The organism is Mycobacterium yunnanensis (genome assembly GCF_025823185.1).
Lineage (GTDB): Bacteria > Actinomycetota > Actinomycetes > Mycobacteriales > Mycobacteriaceae > Mycobacterium > Mycobacterium yunnanensis.
In genome coordinates, this window is the sequence record NZ_JACKVK010000009.1 from 263,420 (window position 1) to 278,617 (window position 15,198).

The window sequence follows — 15,198 nt, forward strand, 5'->3', positions numbered from 1 at the left end:
CGGCACGTTTACGTCTGCTCGCGGTGGTGACGCGGGAAACTGAGGCATGTCTCAAGCACGAAGCGTGGAAGCCGACGTCGTCATCGTCGGTGCCGGGCTCTCGGGAATGATCGCCGCCCGGACGGTGCTCGCCGCGGGCCTCGTGCCCGTGGTCCTGGAGGCCGACGACCGGGTCGGCGGCCGCATCCTCACCGAGCAGGTCACGCCGGGAGTCAGCGTCGAACTCGGCGCCCAGTGGATCGGTGACACGCACGAACGAATGTTCCGGTTGGCCGCCGAACTGGGCGTCGACACCTTCCCCCAGTACGACGAGGGCGAGACGTCCTACGACCTTGGTGGCTCGGGAGTGTTGCGGGAGAACGACTTTCATGCCCGCTTCGCCGGCGAGCTGGCCGAGCTGGTGCGTGTCCTGCGACGCCTCGACGAGCTGGCCACGGACGTACCCGTCGAGGCACCGTGGCTGGCGCCGCGGGCCGACGAGTGGGACGTCATCAGCGCGGGCACCTGGTACGACGACCAGGGGCTGTCGCCGGTGGCGCGGACCCTGCTCGAGATCTGCACCGTCGGGATCCTGGCCGTGCCGACCGTCGAGGTCTCATTCCTGCACCTGCTCTTCACGATTCAGACGTGCGGGGTGACCGCCGAGCTCTTCGCCGAATCCGAAGGCGGCGCGCAGACCACCCGCTTCGTCGGCGGTACCGGCGAGATCCCTCGGCGGTTGGCCGCCCTGATCGCCGGCCACATCGTGCTCGAGGCCCCCGTGCAAACCATCGAGCACGCAGCAGACCGCGTCACCGTGCACTGCCGGGGCGGGCTGGTGGCGCGCGGCCGCCGCGTCATCGTCGCGATCTCCCCGACGCTGGCCGGCCGCATCCTCTACGACCCCCCGCTCTCCGGGGTGCGCGACCAGCTGACGCAGCGCCTGCCCAACGGCTCGGCGATGAAGGCGTTCTTCGTCTACGACGAACCCTTCTGGCGCACGGACGGATTCAACGGGCAGATCATCTCGGACGTCGGCCCGGCGCGAATGTCCAACGACACCTGCATTCCCGGCGACGACCACGGGGTGATCCTGATGTTCCTGGAGGGTGATCAGGCCCGTACCTTCGGTCGGTTGCCCACCGACGAGCGACGCATCGCGCTCACCGCCGAGCTGGTGCGCCACTACGGCCACAAGGCCGCACGGCCCGAGTTCTACGTCGACGGGGAATGGTCGGATCGGCAGTGGACCCGCGGCTGCTACAACGCCAATCACGGCCCGCACGTCTGGACGACCTACGGTGAGGCCCTCGCGGCGCCCATCGGAGTCATCCATTGGGCGTCGACCGACACGGCCACCCACTGGAGCGCCTACATGGAGGGCGCCGTCGAGGCCGGCGAGCGGGCGGCGCTGGCGGTGGTCGACTCCCTCAGCTAGGGGCGGAGCTCGTCACGGAAGTCGGGGTGGGCGACGGCGGCCAAGGCCTCTGCGCGCTCGCGAACGGTGCGGCCTTCCAGCTCGGCGACACCGTACTCGGTGATGATCACGTCGACCTGGTGTCGCGGCGTGGTGATCACCGCACCGGGCCCGAAGTGCGGCACGATCCTGGACCGCAGCTCGCCGTCCTTGGTGTAGGTCGACGGCAGGCAGATCAGCGAGCGATCGGAGAGTTCCAGCCCGGCACCGGCGACGAAGTCCTCGGCGCCGCCGATGCCGCTGAACTGCTTGCCGTCGATGGTGTCGGCGACGACCTGGCCCTGCGCGTCGATTGCCAAGGCGCCGTTCACCGAGACCATGTCGGCGTTGGCGGCGATGACCTCTGGCGAGTTGACGATCTCGACCGGCAGGAAGGCGACGTCCGAATTGCCGTCGAGGAACCGGTACAGCTCGGGTGAGCCGAACGCGAACGTCGTCACGCTCACGCCGGGAAACTGCCCCTTGCGGGCGTCGGTCACCTTGCCCGCGCGGTGCAGGTGCATGCAGCCGTCGGTGAACATCTCGGTGTGCAGGCCGTAGTCGCCGCCATCGCCCTCGGCCAGCAGGGTGGCGATCCGATTCGGGATGGCACCGATGCCGACCTGCAGGGTCGCCCCGGACGGGATGAAGCCGACGGCGTGCCGCGCGATCGCGTCGTCGACGTCGGTGGGCTCACCGTCGGGCAACGCGAATGGCTCGTCGGTGGAGGCGATCAAGACGTCGATCTCGTCGACGTGCAGGGCATGGGGATGCTCACCCAGCCCGAACGTCCTCGGGTACGCCTGCGACGCCTCGACGATCAGCACCCGGTCGGGATCGGCTCCGGCTCTTCGCAATTCGTCGATCGTTCCGCCCGCATGCAGTGACAGCGAGCACCAGCCGTCCGCATCGGGCGGCGTGGCCACCGTCGTCATCACTCGCGGAGCCTGGCGTTCCAGCAGCGGGCCAAAGCGCCGAAAGTCCGCCGGGGTGAACTGAACGTCCGCGCCACTGCCGAGCAACGCCCGCTCCAGCGGGCCGAAGAACCCCGACAGGTAGTGGACTCCCGGGCGCGAAAACAGTTCGGTGAGCACCGCGAGCAGCGCGCCGTAGACGCGAAGGTCGGTCCAGTCCGTTCGCTCGCCGAGCGCGCGAAGGAACGCCGGCGGTTGGCCGGGCCCGAGCGGGATGCCCAGGGTGTCGCTGGCGTCGAGTCGTGCGGCGGCCTGCTCGGCGGTGAGCTCGGTGGGCATCGCGCGACCCTATCCCGCGACGCGGTGTCGGCGCGGAGATCGCTAGATCGTGGGGGACGTGTATCGCAATTTGTGCACCTTCAGGATCGACATGGTCTCGACCTTCCGGACGCCTGCGATGGGTCCCACCTTGTCGCGCAGAAAGGCCCAAAGGTCGGCGTTGTCCTTGGTGGCGACCTCGGCGCAGATGTCGGCCCGACCCAGCAACGTCGACACATAGCTCACCTCTGAGAACTCGGCCAACCTGGCGACGATGTCCTCGTGGTGACCGAGTTCCACGCTCAGGAAGACCAGGGCGAGCTGACTTCCCCCGAACTGCTCGGGATCGGCGAATGCGACGATGCGGAGGATCTTCAGGTCTTGGAGCCTCTTCACCCTCGCCCGGATGGTGGCCTCGGAGGCGCCGACCGAGCGGCTGATCTCACGGAACGCTCGCCGGCCGTCCTCCTCGAGCTCGCGCATGATGGCACGGTCAAGGTCGTCGAGGGAGTACTCCGCCATGGCCAGATCCTAGGGCGTAGCCATCGCAATGCGGGACTCTGCCCCGCCCAAGTTGGGCAATTGCGCAGATATGAGATGCCTACGCCCAAGCAATGCGCAGCCAAGTGTTGCCGGAGTAGTCGCGTAGTGCTAGCGTCCCTTCGTCGCCGATTGCGCAGCGATATGGCCTCAAATCAGCGCAATGCGCAGCCCCTCGCGCACAGAGTGCGCAAATCGCAGCCCAATGAAAGGACCCGCCGTGACCGCTTCCGACGGCCAGCCCGCGTACGAGAAGACCCTGCGATGGTGGGACGGCTTCACCATCAGCCTGTCCATCCCCGCTGCACTGTTCATCAGCCTCGGGTACGGCATCGGCCTGATCGGCGCCTGGACGGCGTTGGCTCTGCTGGTCACCGTGGCCGTCATCGCGTGCCTGCAGAACTACATCTACTCCGAGATGGCCGGCATGTTCGACGACAAGGTGGGCGGCATCTCCATGTACGCCAACCAGGGGTGGCGGAAGAAGACGACACTGGCCGGTCCGCTCGCGACCTACGGCTACTGGTTCGCTTGGTCGAGCTCGCTGGCCATCTACGGCCTTCAGATCGGCACACTCACCCAGGCCGAGTGGTTCCCGAACCAGACGTGGACGTTCTCCACCGGGTTGGCGGAGATCGGCTTTCCCCACGTCGTCGCTCTTGGCGTGTTGCTGCTGGGTTGGGCGCTCAACGTGCTCGGCATGCGGCCCGCCATGTGGATCATGTACGCCACCGGTGTCCTGGTGCTGATTCCGCTCGTCCTGTTCGCCGCCGCACCGCTCATCAGTGGTGACTGGTCCATCTCCAACCTGCACTGGGACCTGGCCGCCAGCGGCTTCCCCGGCTGGCGCACCGCGATCGCCTGGATGTTCGTCTTCGCGTGGTCGGTGTATGGAATCGAAGCCGTCGCGACGTTCGTGCCCGAGTTTCGCGACACCACCCGCGACACCCGGATAGCGCTTCGACTGGCGGGGATCTTCGTCATCGTCGTGTACCTCCTGGTGCCGCTGGGGGTCGGCGGGCTCACCAACCAAGCCGACGCCGCAGCCGCACCAGTGTCCTTCTACCTAGGCGCATTCGAGAAGCTCGTGCCCGGCTCAGCGTGGTTGATGACGGTCTGCCTCATCGCGGGCCTGCTGCTGCTGATGGTGATGACGACCGCAGACGGTGGCCGTGTCCTGCACGGGAGCGCCATCGAGGGACTCACCATCAAGCAGCTGGGCAAGCTCAACCGCTTCAAGGTGCCCGGTCGCGCGATGACACTCGACCTGGTGGTCAACGTGGTGCTCATCCTGTTCGTCGGGCAAGCGCTCGCCGTGATCGTGGCGGGAATCCTCGGTTACCTCATCTGCCACGTCCTCGCTCTGACCGGCTTCGTCAACCTGCGCCGCGACGAACCGAACGCCGACCGCCCGATCAAGCTCGGGAGACAATGGGTGTACATCGCCGCGATCCTCGCCGCATTCGACACGGTGCTGGTCGTCGTCGGCGCGCTCTCCGCCCAGATCACCGGGTACGGCGGCATCCGCGAACTGCTCATCGGCGTCGTGGTGCTCTCGATCTCGGTACTGCTGTTCGCCTACCGTCAGATCGTCCAGGAGGGTAAGGCCTTCCAATTCAGGGCAACCGACGACGACGCGCCCAGGACGTCGACCACCGAGATGGAAACCGCGTGACCGGCCAGGCATTCCCCGGCGGCGCCTCGACCGCAGTGTCGCTGACCTTCGACGTGGACGCCGAAGCCGGCTGGCTCGGCGAGGGCGAGGAGTATGCCCGGCGCCTGACCATCCTGTCCGAGGGCAGATACGGTGTGGTACGGGGAGTACCTCGGATCCTGGAACTGCTGCGCCGCTTCGACATTCCCGCGACCTTCTTCGTCCCCGGGTACACCGCCGAGGTGCATCCAGGGCTCGTCGAGACCCTGCTCGCGGGGGGTCACGAAGTCGCGCACCACGGCTACCTGCACCTGCGCAGCGACAAGGTCGACATCCAAGCCCAGGCCGACGAGATTCATCGAGGCCTCGAGGCACTGGAGAAGGCAGGCGCACCCCGACCCGTTGGCTACCGTTCGACGTCATGGGAGCTCACCCCGGAGACGCTTGAGCTGCTGGTGGACAACGACTTCCGCTACGACTCGAGCTGCATGGGTGACGATCGTCCATACGTCGAGCGGTGGGAGCACCTATCCATCCTGGAGATTCCGGTGCACTGGTCACTCGACGACTGGCCCCGCTTCGGCTGGAACATCGACGGTGGCGGCAACGTCGCCGACCCCGCCGAGCTGACCCGGAGCTGGATCGCCGAGTTCGAGTCCGCCAGGGCAGAGCGCAGACACACCAGCTTCACGATGCATCCCGAAGTCATCGGCAGGCCCTACCGCATGGCGCAATTGGAGAAGGTGGTCGAGTACGTCGCATCATCGGGGGACGTCTGGTTCGCCCGCCTAGACGAGGTTGCCGCACACGCGGCGCCCAGCCTCGGGGTGGCGTCATGACCACGCGCAGCTTCCGCTCCACCGCTACGACCCCGGTCGAGCGCGGTCGTGAATTCGGTCTCGCCCACGCCGCGCAGATCGCCGCGACCGTCGACGCCTACCGACGAATCTTCGCGACCCGTGCGGGCGCCCCCGTCGACCTGGCGCACTGGGGTGGGCTTGCCCTCGATCGAATCGCCGCGGTCTCCACCGCACTCGCCGAGGAAGTCGCGGGCATCGCCGACGGTGCGGATCTCCCGGTCACGTCCATTGCCGCAATCAACGCGCGCACCGAGATCCTTGCCGCCGTCGGCGCATCCGGTGCCCACGAGTGTTCGACGGTGGTTCACGTGGGCGAAGGTTCACCCGTCGCCGTGCAGGCATGGGATTGGTATGCGGCCCTGTCGGATTCGTGGCTCGTCTGGGAGATCCCGCATGCCGACGGGCACGTCACGACCACCCTCACGGAATACGGCATCCTCGGCAAGATCGGGGTCAGCACCCGCGGCCTCGGGCTGCTGTTCAACATCCTGCACCACGATCAGGACGGCGCCGGCATCGGCGACCCCGTACACGTGCTCGCCCGCGCCGTGCTCGACGAGGCCACCGACCTCAACCACGCTCTGCTCAAGCTGTCGACCGCCGCGGTGTCGGCGTCGTCGTCACTGACGGTCATTGCGGTTGCCGACGGAGAGTCGGCCGCGATCAGCGTCGAGTGCAACCCGGGTGGCGTCGGCTACGCGCTGCCCGATGACAACGGACTTCTGTTGCATACCAATCACTTCCTGAGCAACCCCGCCGCCCTTCACGACGACGAACTACGGACCGGCCCGGACACCGTCGTCAGGTACGACACCTTGCGTAGACGGCTCGCTGGTCGGACGACTCCGTCAATCGCCCAGGTCCTGACGGCGATGAACTCCCACCTGCTTGGTGGAGGAGCCCTGTGCTGTCACGCCGACTCGACACTGCCTTCGACCGGTCAGTTCGAGACGTTGGCCACGGTGGCCCTCGACGTCGAGGCAGGCACCTTGACCGCACACGCAGGTGGTCCCTGCACCCATCCGCTGAACACGACACCACCTCTGGAGACCCGCATGCTGAACCTCAAGCGCATCGACAACATGGACATCTTGACCAAGGACGTCCAGGCCTTGGTCGACTTCTACCACGGCACCCTCGGGCTGCCCTTCCATCTGCCCTACGAACCCGACGAAGAGTGGGCGGCAATCGACTTCGGCAATCTGACGCTGTACATCTTCAAGTCCGAGGTAGGCGAGCACGCCCCCCGGCGTACCGCCGTCAACCCCGACAACGCACCCGGTCTGGACTCCTTCGCCTTCGAGGTCGACGATCTCGACGAGTCCGAGGCCTACCTGGACGGCAAGGTCGAATGGGTCGACCAAAGAATCGAATGGAAGCACCCCAGCGGCACCTGGTACCGCTACCGTCCCTTCTTCGATCCCGATGGCAACATGCTCTACATCACCGAGCCACATCCCACGGACGCCTGAGATGGGATATCCAACCACCCACCGGCTCGACGAACGGGTCGCCCTCGTCACCGGCGCCGCGCGCGGCATGGGCGCCGCCCACGCCCGCACGTTGGCCGCGCTCGGCGCACGGCTCGTCCTCACCGATCTCGACCAGGACGAACTCGACGCCGTGGCCAACGAACTGCGGGACGATCGGCACGCCGAGGTCGTGGCGATCGCCGCCGACATCACTGACGCCGACGCACCCGAACGACTCGTCGGTGCAGCGATGTCCACGTGGGACCGCCTCGACATCCTCGTACACAACGCCGGAATCATGCACGACTTCAAGACCTTGGCCGACACCACGTCCGCAGCCCTGCAGCCCTACCTCGCCGTCAACGTGCTGGCCCCGTTCGACATCACCAGAGCCGCAGTGCCGCATCTGCGGCGCAGCGACTCGCCGCGCGTCATCTTCATCTCGTCGCAGTGGGGCCAGGTGCCCGACGGACATTCCTACGGCTACATGGTCTCCAAGGCGGCCCAGCTCGGAATGATGAAGGCGCTGGCGCAGGAACTGGTCGCCGACCAGATCTTGGTGAACGCCATCGCACCCGGCGCGGTGCACACCAGAATGGTCCCGGACCACTTCCTGGAGACCGAGGTCGCCGCAGTTCCCCTCGGGCGCCTCGCCGAACCCCCCGAGATAGCCTCCGCGGTCGCATTTCTCGCCTCCGACGGCGCGAGCTTCATCACCGGCCAGACCATCCCCGTCAACGGCGGCGCCCTGCTCGTCGGAATCTGACACCCGTCCGAAAGGTACATCCATGACCGCCGTCATCTCTCCCGCGCCGGGAAGGACCACCAAGCGCGAAGTCGCCGAGGCCGCCATGAGGCGATCCTGGTTCCCGGTCGCCCGCATCGCCGATTTGGATAGCCCGCAGCGGGCCACGCTGCTCGGCGTCAAACTCGTCGTCTACCGCAACGCATCAGGGCACGTCGCGGTGCAGTCTCGCCGCTGCCCGCACCGCGGGGGCGATCTGTCGATCGGCGAGGTCCTCACGACCTCGATCGCCTGCCCCTATCACGGCTGGGAGTTCGACAGCGTTGCCGGGAACTGCAGCCGTGTCCCGTCACTGGAGGATCAAACGAGGATCCCACCCAAGGCCGGCATTGCCACCTACCCGGCCGTGCTCAAATACGGCCACGTGTGGACGGTTCTCGAAGACCCCATCACCGAAATGTACGACCTTCCCGAGTGGCGCGACGTCGAACTCGAATGGCTGGCAGCCGATCCCATCGACTCGCCGGTCGGGGTCGGTGTCACCGTAGAGAACTTCCGCGACGTGGCGCACTTTCCGTTCGTGCACCAGGTGTCGATGGGGCCCAGCCCCGAGGTCGTGGAGCCGTTGCTGGTTCACCGCGACGGCCTGCACACCTGGATGGACCGGCCGCTGAACGCCGGTACCGGTGAGTGGGCCAACGACGGCAACTGCATGATGCGCTACCACTGCGTCGCACCAGGCCTCGCGTCGATTACCTACGACTACGAGAAGCTCGGCCGACGGGTGGTGGCCGGCTTTCCGTCGCCGATGAGCTACGACCACGTCACGATCTACTGGGCAGTGGCAAACGAGGTGGGCTACCGCGGGGAGAGTCTGCAAGAGTGTCTTCGCATCGAGGAGATGGTCTACCTCGAGGACGCGCCGATCGTCGAAGACCTCGACCCACGAGAGATCCCCTGGGACAACGAGGTCCACGAGTTCTCCGTACCGTCGGACAAGTTCACGCTCAACTACCGACGGTGCTTCCACGAATTGATGGATCGGGTCTAGTGCGGTCCGCCGAACCTTCACTGAGACTGCTGATCACGGCCACTCAGCTGCAGGCTGTGGGAGTCACGTCCTACGAGTTGTCCGATCCCGACGGGGTAGCTCTACCTGGATGGAGCCCCGGTGCGCACATCGACGTCCACCTTCCGTCCGGGATGGTGCGGCAGTACTCGCTGTGCGGTGACGTCGCCGATCGCACCCACTACCGGATCGCCGTCCTCGAATTGCCAACGGGCCGAGGTGGTTCCGCGGAAGCGCATCGCGAGCTGCGGCCAGGCGCAATCGTCGCCACGAGCATGCCGCGCAGCGCGTTCACCCTGGTCGAGGCCGACCGCTACCTCTTCGTCGCCGGTGGGATCGGCATCACGCCCATTCTGCCGATGATCCGTGAGGTGGACCGCGCCGGGTTGCCGTGGGAGCTAACATACTGCGCCCGCAGCGTCCGGCATTTCTCCTTCGTCGAGGAGCTGCACGCCCTCGGCCCTGACCGGGTGCGATTCCTCGCAGAGGACGTCGACGGTCGGCCCGATCTGGGCGCCCTGGCCCGTGGCTCCCATGGTGCCGCGGTATTTTGCTGCGGGCCAGCTGGACTCATGGACGGGTTGACCGCGCACATGAGGGTCGCGGGTCGCGACGACGTGCACCTCGAACGCTTCACGCCACCCTCGGCGGCTACGGGGCTAGGCGGCTTCGCCGTCGAATTGGCCCGGTCCGGGATCGTGCTCGAGGTACCCGACGACCGAACCGTGCTCGAGGCGGTGCGGGCCATCGGGGTGGACGTCGACTCGTCGTGCGAGATGGGCATGTGCGGCACCTGTGAGACCAAGGTGCTCGAAGGCACGGTCGACCATCGCGACGAGCTGCTCACCGAGGCCGAGAAGGCGGCCGGCACCACGATGTTGATCTGCGTGTCACGCGCCGCCTGCCCAAAGCTGGTTCTCGACCTGTGACGCCCGCTAGAGATCGAGCGGGAGCGACGCCATACCGCGCAGCGTGACGTTGGGCTTGTAGACCGGCTCACCGGCGAGGGTGGCCCCCGGGAAGCGCCTCGTCACCGCAGACAACGCCACCCTGGCCTCCAGCCGCGCCAGTGGTGCGCCGAGGCAGAAGTGCACACCGTGACCAAAGGCCAAGTGCCGCAGATTGTCTCGATCGGGGTCGAAGTCGTCGGGCCGGTCGAACGCCGCCGGATCCCGTTGGCCGGCGGCCAGCAGCACCATCATCGTGTCACCCTTGGGCACCGAAGTAGAGCCGATCGTCATGTCCTCGCCCGCCGTCCGCCCGGCCAGCTGCACCGGTGGGTCATGCCGCAGGGTCTCCTCGATGATCGTGGCGGCGCGGTCGGGGTCCTCGGCCAGCGCGGCCCAGTGCCGTGGGTGGCGTTGCATCGCCAGGATCGCGTTGGCGATCAGGTTGACGGTCGTCTCGTGGCCCGCGATCAACAGCAGATTGCACGTCGCCACGATCTCGTCGCTCGTCAGCTGGTCACCGTCCTCCTCGGCGGCGATCAGCGCCGAGATCAGGTCCTCGCGCGGTGCCGACCGTCGTTCTTCCACGAGATCGGCGATGTAGGCGCGCAGCCAGTGCCCCGCCTCCATCCGCTCGGCGAAGTCGACCGGAAGCTCGCCGGTGAAGGTGATGAACGGGTCCAGGCCCTTGGCCAGCAGCGCCGAGGCCCGGCTGAACAGCGGTTCGTCGGCGATCGGAACGCCGAGCATCCGGCAGATCACGGCGACCGGCAGCGGGTAGGCGAGATCGGCGACGGCATCCAGGGAACCGGCGTCCACGGCCCGGTCGAGCAGGTCGTCGACCATCGTGACGACGTCGGCCTCGAGCGCCTTGACACGCTTGGGCGCGAACGCCTGCTGCGCCAACCGCCGCAGCCGGGTGTGGTCGGGCGGATCGAGGAACAGGAACCCGGGTTGACCGAACGGCCGCGGTTGCGCACCCCTGGCGATCTCGCGTTGCGCGACGGTGGACTTGAGCCGGTCGCTGGCCGACGAGGAGTGGCGCAACACGTCACCGCAATCCTGGAACGACGAGAAGACCACCAGGTTGCTCTCGGGCATCAGGATCGGCCCGTGCTCGCGGATCCGCTGATACACCCGATACGGGTCGGCACGGCTGTCCGGCTCGAGAAGCTGCATCAGCAGCGCCCTGGGCTCCGCGGTGGTCGTCATCCCCCCATTGTGCGCGAGTAGTAGCGGCCCAGGACGTGGTCGCGCAGCTCGTCGAACTCACCAGCGGTGATGGCCGCTCGGATCTGGTCGACCATGCGGACGACGAATCGCTCGTTGTGGATGGTGCACAGCGTCGAGGACAGCATCTCCTTGGCCTTGAACAGGTGATGGATGTAGGCCCGGGTGTAGTTCGCGCAGGTGTAACAGTCGCATTCGGCGTCGATCGGCGTGAAGTCGCGCTTGTAGCGTGCGCCGGTGATGTTGTAGCGACCCGTCGCCGAGTACACCGCGGCGTTGCGCGCCACCCGGGACGGGGACACGCAGTCGAAGGTGTCGGCACCCGCAGCGACGGCGGCGAACAGGTCGTCGGGCTCGCTGATGCCCAGCAGATGGCGCGGCTTGTCCTCGGGCAGCTCGTCGGTCACCCAGCCGACGATGGTCGCGAGATTCTGTTTCTCCAGTGCGCCACCGATGCCGTAGCCGTCGAAGCTCAATCCCTCCGCGGGCCCCGGGGACTGACCGATCTGGGCCAGTCCCCTGGCGGCCTGCCGACGCAAGTCCTCGTACTGTGCGCCCTGGACGACGCCGAACAGCGCCTGGGCCGGCTTGTGCGCCCGCTCGATCTCCAGCCGGCGGTGCTCGACCAGGCAACGCACCGCCCAGTCATGGGTGCGCTGAACCGAACTCTCTTGGTAGCCGCGGGTGTTCATCAGCGTGGTCAGCTCGTCGAAGGCGAAGATGATGTCGGCGCCGAGCTGGTGCTGGATGCCGATCGACACCTCCGGGGTGAAGCGGTGAAGCGAGCCGTCCTTGTGGGAGCGAAACGTCACGCCGTCGTCGTCGACGTGGGCCAGCCGCTCCTTGCCCTCGGCGATGACGTCGTCGGCCTGGACGCGGCCCGCGTCCATCGAGAGCACCTTCTTGAAGCCGACGCCGAGCGAGAGCACCTGGAAGCCGCCGCTGTCGGTGAACGTCGGCCCCGGCCAGTTCATGAAGCTACCCAGCCCGCCTGCCTCGTCGACGACGTCGGGTCCCGGTTGTAGGTAGAGGTGATAGGCATTGGACAGAACCGCTTGCGCGCCAAGGTCCTTCATCGACTCGGGCAGCACCGCCTTGACGGTCGCGGCCGTGCCGACCGCGATGAATGCTGGGGTGTGGATGTCACCGTGCGGGGTGTGGATGACCCCGGCCCGGCCGGACCCATCTGGCAGTCGGTCCTCGATCTCGAAGTAGGGCGGGGTGCTCACCGCTGTACGTTCTCACACCTTCGCCCGACGGCGGCGTCAGGCAAGGAAGCGCACGATGGCCTCGGCGAGCTCCTCGCCCGCGTCCTCCTGCAGGAAGTGTCCGGCACCGTGGATCACCGGATGTTCGACGCCCTGGGCGCCCCGCATCTCGCTGATGAAGATCGGACCCATGGCTCCGGTGATCGGGTCGCCGTCGCTGAAGGCCACCAACATCGGGGTCGGGCTGTCGCACAACGTGCGCCACGCCACGAGATTGGCCGCGCTGGCGGGGTCGTCTGGCGAGGTGGGCACCAGACCGGGCATCGCCCGCGGGCCCGCGCAGTACGAGTCGTCGGGAAACGGTGCGTCGTAGGCCGCGCGGACGGCGTCGGACATGGGATGCAAACAGCCGGACTGGACGAACCGGCCGACCTCGATGTGCGGCATCTCCTGGATGGCCTTGCGGAACTGCCACCAGATGTCGGGCATGGGGAGGTCACCGGTCGGCAGCCCGGTGTTGGCGACGACGATGCGCGCGACACGTTTGGGATGTTCGGCGGCCAGGCGAAGCCCGATGAGCCCGCCCCAGTCCTGCCCGACGACGGTGACGCGATCGAGGCCGAGGTCGTCGAACATCGCCGCGCGCATCCACTCGACGTGACGGGCGTAGCTGTGGTCGCCGATCTCGGTGGGCTTGTCGGAGCGGCCGAAGCCCACCAGATCGGGACAGACGACGCGGTGGCCTGCGGCCGCCAGGATTGGGATCATCCGGCGATGGAGGAACGACCACGACGGTTCGCCGTGCAGCAGCAGCACCGGGTCGGCGTCGGCGGGGCCGTCCTCCACCCAGGCGACGCGAAGACGCCCGCCGTCGTTGTCGTCGACCTCGCAATACCGAGGTGAGTACGGGAAGTCCGGTAGGTCGGCGAAGCGGTCCTCGGGCGTGCGCAGCGACTTCATGCCCGCGAAACTACGCCGCCGGGAACCACGCGGTGCTGCCGGGCAATTCTGGCAATCCCCTGTTCGTCGTGGCGTCTCGCCCCATAATTCTTCCGACGATCCACTGATCTTGATGGATCGCACCGACCGCGAGGAGAACAGACGTGAAGCAGAAGCTGCTGATTGCCGTGGGAGGCGCCGCCGTCGTGGTCGCCGGCCTGGCGGGGTGCTCGTCGGCCGACAAGTCGTCGACGGAGTCCTCCAGTTCGAGCTCCAGTTCCAGTTCCAGTTCGTCCTCGTCGAGCAGTTCCAGCGCCGCCTCGACCACCGCCGAGGCCAGCGCGGCGACCAAGGTCACCATCGACGGCCAGGCCAAGGACGTCGGCGGCAAGGTCGTGTGCGCCAACATGGGTGGCAACGTCAACGTCGCCATCGGCGAGGCCATGACCGGAATCGCGGCCGTCATCAGCCAATCCGACCCGCCGTCGGTGACGTCGGTCGGACTGGGCAACGTCGACGGGATCACCCTCGCGGTGGGCGCCGGCCAAGGCGACGCCACGGCCACCAAGGCCGGCAACACCTACACGATCACCGGCAACGCCTTCGGCATCGACATGTCCAACCCGTTGCAGCCCGCCAAGAAGCCGTTCACCCTCGAATTCACCTGCCCCTAGCCGGTATCCGCAGGGTCGGACCGTCGCCGCGGCGGACGAGGCGGATGCTCGTCGGACTAATGTCGTGGTCGTGAGTGATTCGACGCCGAGGCGAGCCACCCCCGACGACGTCGCGGGCATCCAGCGGCTCGTCGCGGCGGCGTTCGGCGTCTACGTCGACCGGATGGGCCGCAAGCCGGCGCCGATGACGGCCGACTACGCCAGACTCGTTGACACGGAGCGGGTTTGGGTGGTCGACGGTCCCGGCGAGATCGTTGCGGTGCTCGTCACGCAGGCCCGTCCCGACCATCTGCTGCTCGACGTCGTCGCCGTGGCGCCGACGGCGCAGGGTGCGGGTCACGGCGGCACGCTTCTGCGGAGGGCCGACCGGGACGCTCGCGATCAGGGCCTCTCGGAGATTCGGCTGTGCACCAACGAGGCGATGACCGAGAACCTCGAGTTCTATCCGCGGCGGGGCTTCAAGGAGACGGGACGCGGCGTGCAGGACGGTTTTCACCGCGTCTTCTTCGCCAAGGCCGTCGCACCGTCGGATTAATAACAGAGCGATCGCTCTGTTACCGTGCCCGGGTGCCCCGCCCCCGTATCCACGACCGCGACACGGTCCTCGACGCCGCCGAGGCCATCGCCGTGGACATCGGCCCGGCCGGTGTCACCACCCGGGCCGTCGCCGCGTCGGCGGGCACCTCGAACGGTGCGATTTACCACAGCTTTCGGTCCAGAGGAGAGTTACTGGCCCAAACCTGGCTTCGCGCCGCGCGCGCCTTCCTCGACGTGCAGAACGAATTGGTCGAGGCCGCGCTGGCAGCCCCGGACGCCGACCCGGTGTCGGCCGTCGTGGCGGCGGCCGACGCGCCCGCAGTCTTCTTCGCCCGCCAGCCCCGGTCGGCGCGCCTGCTGCTGCGGGTCGAACGCCACCAGTTGCTCGGCGACGATCTGCCCGAGGACGTGGCGGCCGAACTCGCCGACCTGGAGCGGGCCCTGATCGGTCTGATGACGCGCCTGTCGACGCTGCTGTGGGACCGCCGAGACGCCAAGGCCGTCGACGCCATCACGTTGTGCATCGTTGACCTGCCGACCGCGATACTGCTGTCGCGCAACCGAATCGAAGATCGATGGGCCCGCAATCAGCTCACGTCGGCGGTGCGGGCCGTACTCGCCGACGCCCCGCCGTACCCCACCACCGAGGAGTAGCC

At 67.4% G+C, this 15,198-nt stretch carries 15 protein-coding genes; 10 read left to right on the forward strand and 5 right to left on the reverse strand.

Going from position 1 to position 15,198, the window contains the following annotated elements; all coding sequences use genetic code 11:
* The first annotated feature begins 46 nt into the window (after window positions 1–46).
* Complete coding sequence (locus H7K45_RS18225; protein ID WP_263997295.1) at window positions 47–1,417, forward strand: flavin monoamine oxidase family protein; 1,371 nt, start codon at window positions 47–49, stop codon at window positions 1,415–1,417.
* Here the strand turns inward: H7K45_RS18225 and H7K45_RS18230 are convergent.
* Both H7K45_RS18230 and H7K45_RS18235 read right to left on the reverse strand, forming a co-directional pair.
* Complete coding sequence (locus H7K45_RS18230; RefSeq protein WP_263997296.1) at window positions 1,414–2,688, reverse strand: acetyl-CoA hydrolase/transferase family protein; 1,275 nt, start codon at window positions 2,686–2,688, stop codon at window positions 1,414–1,416. The genes H7K45_RS18225 and H7K45_RS18230 overlap by 4 nt on opposite strands.
* A 42-nt stretch (window positions 2,689–2,730) precedes the next feature.
* On the reverse strand, window positions 2,731–3,189 hold the full coding sequence (locus H7K45_RS18235; RefSeq protein ID WP_263997298.1) for an Lrp/AsnC family transcriptional regulator: 459 nt from the start codon (window positions 3,187–3,189) through the stop codon (window positions 2,731–2,733).
* A 238-nt stretch (window positions 3,190–3,427) separates the two neighbouring features.
* Between H7K45_RS18235 and H7K45_RS18240 the strand changes: the two genes are divergently transcribed.
* From H7K45_RS18240 to H7K45_RS18265, 6 genes are read left to right on the forward strand one after another with little or no spacing between them, the layout of a single operon-like run.
* On the forward strand, window positions 3,428–4,882 hold the full coding sequence (locus tag H7K45_RS18240) for an APC family permease (RefSeq protein WP_263997299.1): 1,455 nt from the start codon (window positions 3,428–3,430) through the stop codon (window positions 4,880–4,882).
* The gene (locus H7K45_RS18245; RefSeq protein WP_263997300.1) at window positions 4,879–5,700 is read left to right on the forward strand and encodes a polysaccharide deacetylase family protein; all 822 of its coding nucleotides are present in this window, start codon (window positions 4,879–4,881) and stop codon (window positions 5,698–5,700) included. Before H7K45_RS18240 ends, H7K45_RS18245 begins: the two co-directional genes overlap by 4 nt.
* Window positions 5,697–7,193 carry a C45 family autoproteolytic acyltransferase/hydrolase gene (locus H7K45_RS18250; RefSeq protein WP_263997301.1) on the forward strand — a complete coding sequence of 499 codons (1,497 nt, stop codon included), beginning with the start codon at window positions 5,697–5,699 and terminating at the stop codon, window positions 7,191–7,193. Before H7K45_RS18245 ends, H7K45_RS18250 begins: the two co-directional genes overlap by 4 nt.
* Before the next feature lies 1 nt (window position 7,194).
* Window positions 7,195–7,959, forward strand: a complete 765-nt coding sequence (locus tag H7K45_RS18255; protein WP_263997302.1) for an SDR family NAD(P)-dependent oxidoreductase — start codon at window positions 7,195–7,197, stop codon at window positions 7,957–7,959.
* Window positions 7,960–7,981: 22 nt separating this feature from the next.
* A complete protein-coding gene (locus H7K45_RS18260) occupies window positions 7,982–8,989 on the forward strand; it encodes a Rieske 2Fe-2S domain-containing protein (RefSeq protein WP_263997303.1) in 1,008 nt (335 codons plus the stop codon).
* A gap of 56 nt (window positions 8,990–9,045) precedes the next feature.
* On the forward strand, window positions 9,046–9,936 hold the full coding sequence (locus H7K45_RS18265; protein WP_263997304.1) for a PDR/VanB family oxidoreductase: 891 nt from the start codon (window positions 9,046–9,048) through the stop codon (window positions 9,934–9,936).
* A 6-nt stretch (window positions 9,937–9,942) separates the two neighbouring features.
* On the opposite strand, the gene H7K45_RS18270 is transcribed toward H7K45_RS18265, so the two are convergent.
* Genes H7K45_RS18270 through H7K45_RS18280 form a run of 3 tightly spaced genes read right to left on the reverse strand, consistent with a single transcriptional unit; the run spans window position 9,943 to window position 13,352 of the window.
* Window positions 9,943–11,166: a cytochrome P450 gene (locus H7K45_RS18270; RefSeq protein WP_263997305.1), complete on the reverse strand. Its 1,224-nt coding sequence runs from the start codon at window positions 11,164–11,166 to the stop codon at window positions 9,943–9,945.
* Window positions 11,163–12,413 (reverse strand): tRNA guanosine(34) transglycosylase Tgt, encoded by a 1,251-nt coding sequence (tgt, locus tag H7K45_RS18275; protein WP_263997306.1) that lies wholly within the window; start codon window positions 12,411–12,413, stop codon window positions 11,163–11,165. The genes H7K45_RS18270 and tgt overlap by 4 nt, the downstream gene beginning before the upstream one ends.
* 36 nt (window positions 12,414–12,449) lie before the next feature.
* Window positions 12,450–13,352 carry a haloalkane dehalogenase gene (locus tag H7K45_RS18280; protein WP_263997307.1) on the reverse strand — a complete coding sequence of 301 codons (903 nt, stop codon included), beginning with the start codon at window positions 13,350–13,352 and terminating at the stop codon, window positions 12,450–12,452.
* A gap of 143 nt (window positions 13,353–13,495) precedes the next feature.
* Here H7K45_RS18280 and H7K45_RS18285 point away from each other — a divergent pair, with 143 nt between their 5' ends.
* The 3 genes from H7K45_RS18285 to H7K45_RS18295 all read left to right on the forward strand — a co-directional run bounded on the left by H7K45_RS18285 (window position 13,496) and on the right by H7K45_RS18295 (window position 15,196).
* On the forward strand, window positions 13,496–14,005 hold the full coding sequence (locus H7K45_RS18285) for a lipoprotein LpqH (RefSeq protein WP_263997308.1): 510 nt from the start codon (window positions 13,496–13,498) through the stop codon (window positions 14,003–14,005).
* A 70-nt stretch (window positions 14,006–14,075) separates the two neighbouring features.
* Window positions 14,076–14,540 (forward strand): GNAT family N-acetyltransferase, encoded by a 465-nt coding sequence (locus H7K45_RS18290; protein ID WP_263997309.1) that lies wholly within the window; start codon window positions 14,076–14,078, stop codon window positions 14,538–14,540.
* A 32-nt stretch (window positions 14,541–14,572) separates the two neighbouring features.
* Window positions 14,573–15,196, forward strand: a complete 624-nt coding sequence (locus H7K45_RS18295; protein ID WP_263997310.1) for a TetR/AcrR family transcriptional regulator — start codon at window positions 14,573–14,575, stop codon at window positions 15,194–15,196.
* The last annotated feature ends 2 nt before the right edge of the window (window positions 15,197–15,198 follow it).

Bases quoted from the DNA above. Each gene is read 5' to 3' on its own strand.
- H7K45_RS18230 (WP_263997296.1), bottom strand. From the start codon at position 2,688: ATGCCCACCGAGCTCACCGCCGAGCAGGCCGCCGCACGACTCGACGCC.
- H7K45_RS18260 (WP_263997303.1), top strand. From the start codon at position 7,982: ATGACCGCCGTCATCTCTCCCGCGCCGGGAAGGACCACCAAGCGCGAA.
- H7K45_RS18235 (WP_263997298.1), bottom strand. From the start codon at position 3,189: ATGGCGGAGTACTCCCTCGACGACCTTGACCGTGCCATCATGCGCGAG.
- H7K45_RS18280 (WP_263997307.1), bottom strand. From the start codon at position 13,352: ATGAAGTCGCTGCGCACGCCCGAGGACCGCTTCGCCGACCTACCGGAC.
- H7K45_RS18270 (WP_263997305.1), bottom strand. From the start codon at position 11,166: ATGACGACCACCGCGGAGCCCAGGGCGCTGCTGATGCAGCTTCTCGAG.
- H7K45_RS18250 (WP_263997301.1), top strand. From the start codon at position 5,697: ATGACCACGCGCAGCTTCCGCTCCACCGCTACGACCCCGGTCGAGCGC.
- H7K45_RS18255 (WP_263997302.1), top strand. From the start codon at position 7,195: ATGGGATATCCAACCACCCACCGGCTCGACGAACGGGTCGCCCTCGTC.
- H7K45_RS18225 (WP_263997295.1), top strand. From the start codon at position 47: ATGTCTCAAGCACGAAGCGTGGAAGCCGACGTCGTCATCGTCGGTGCC.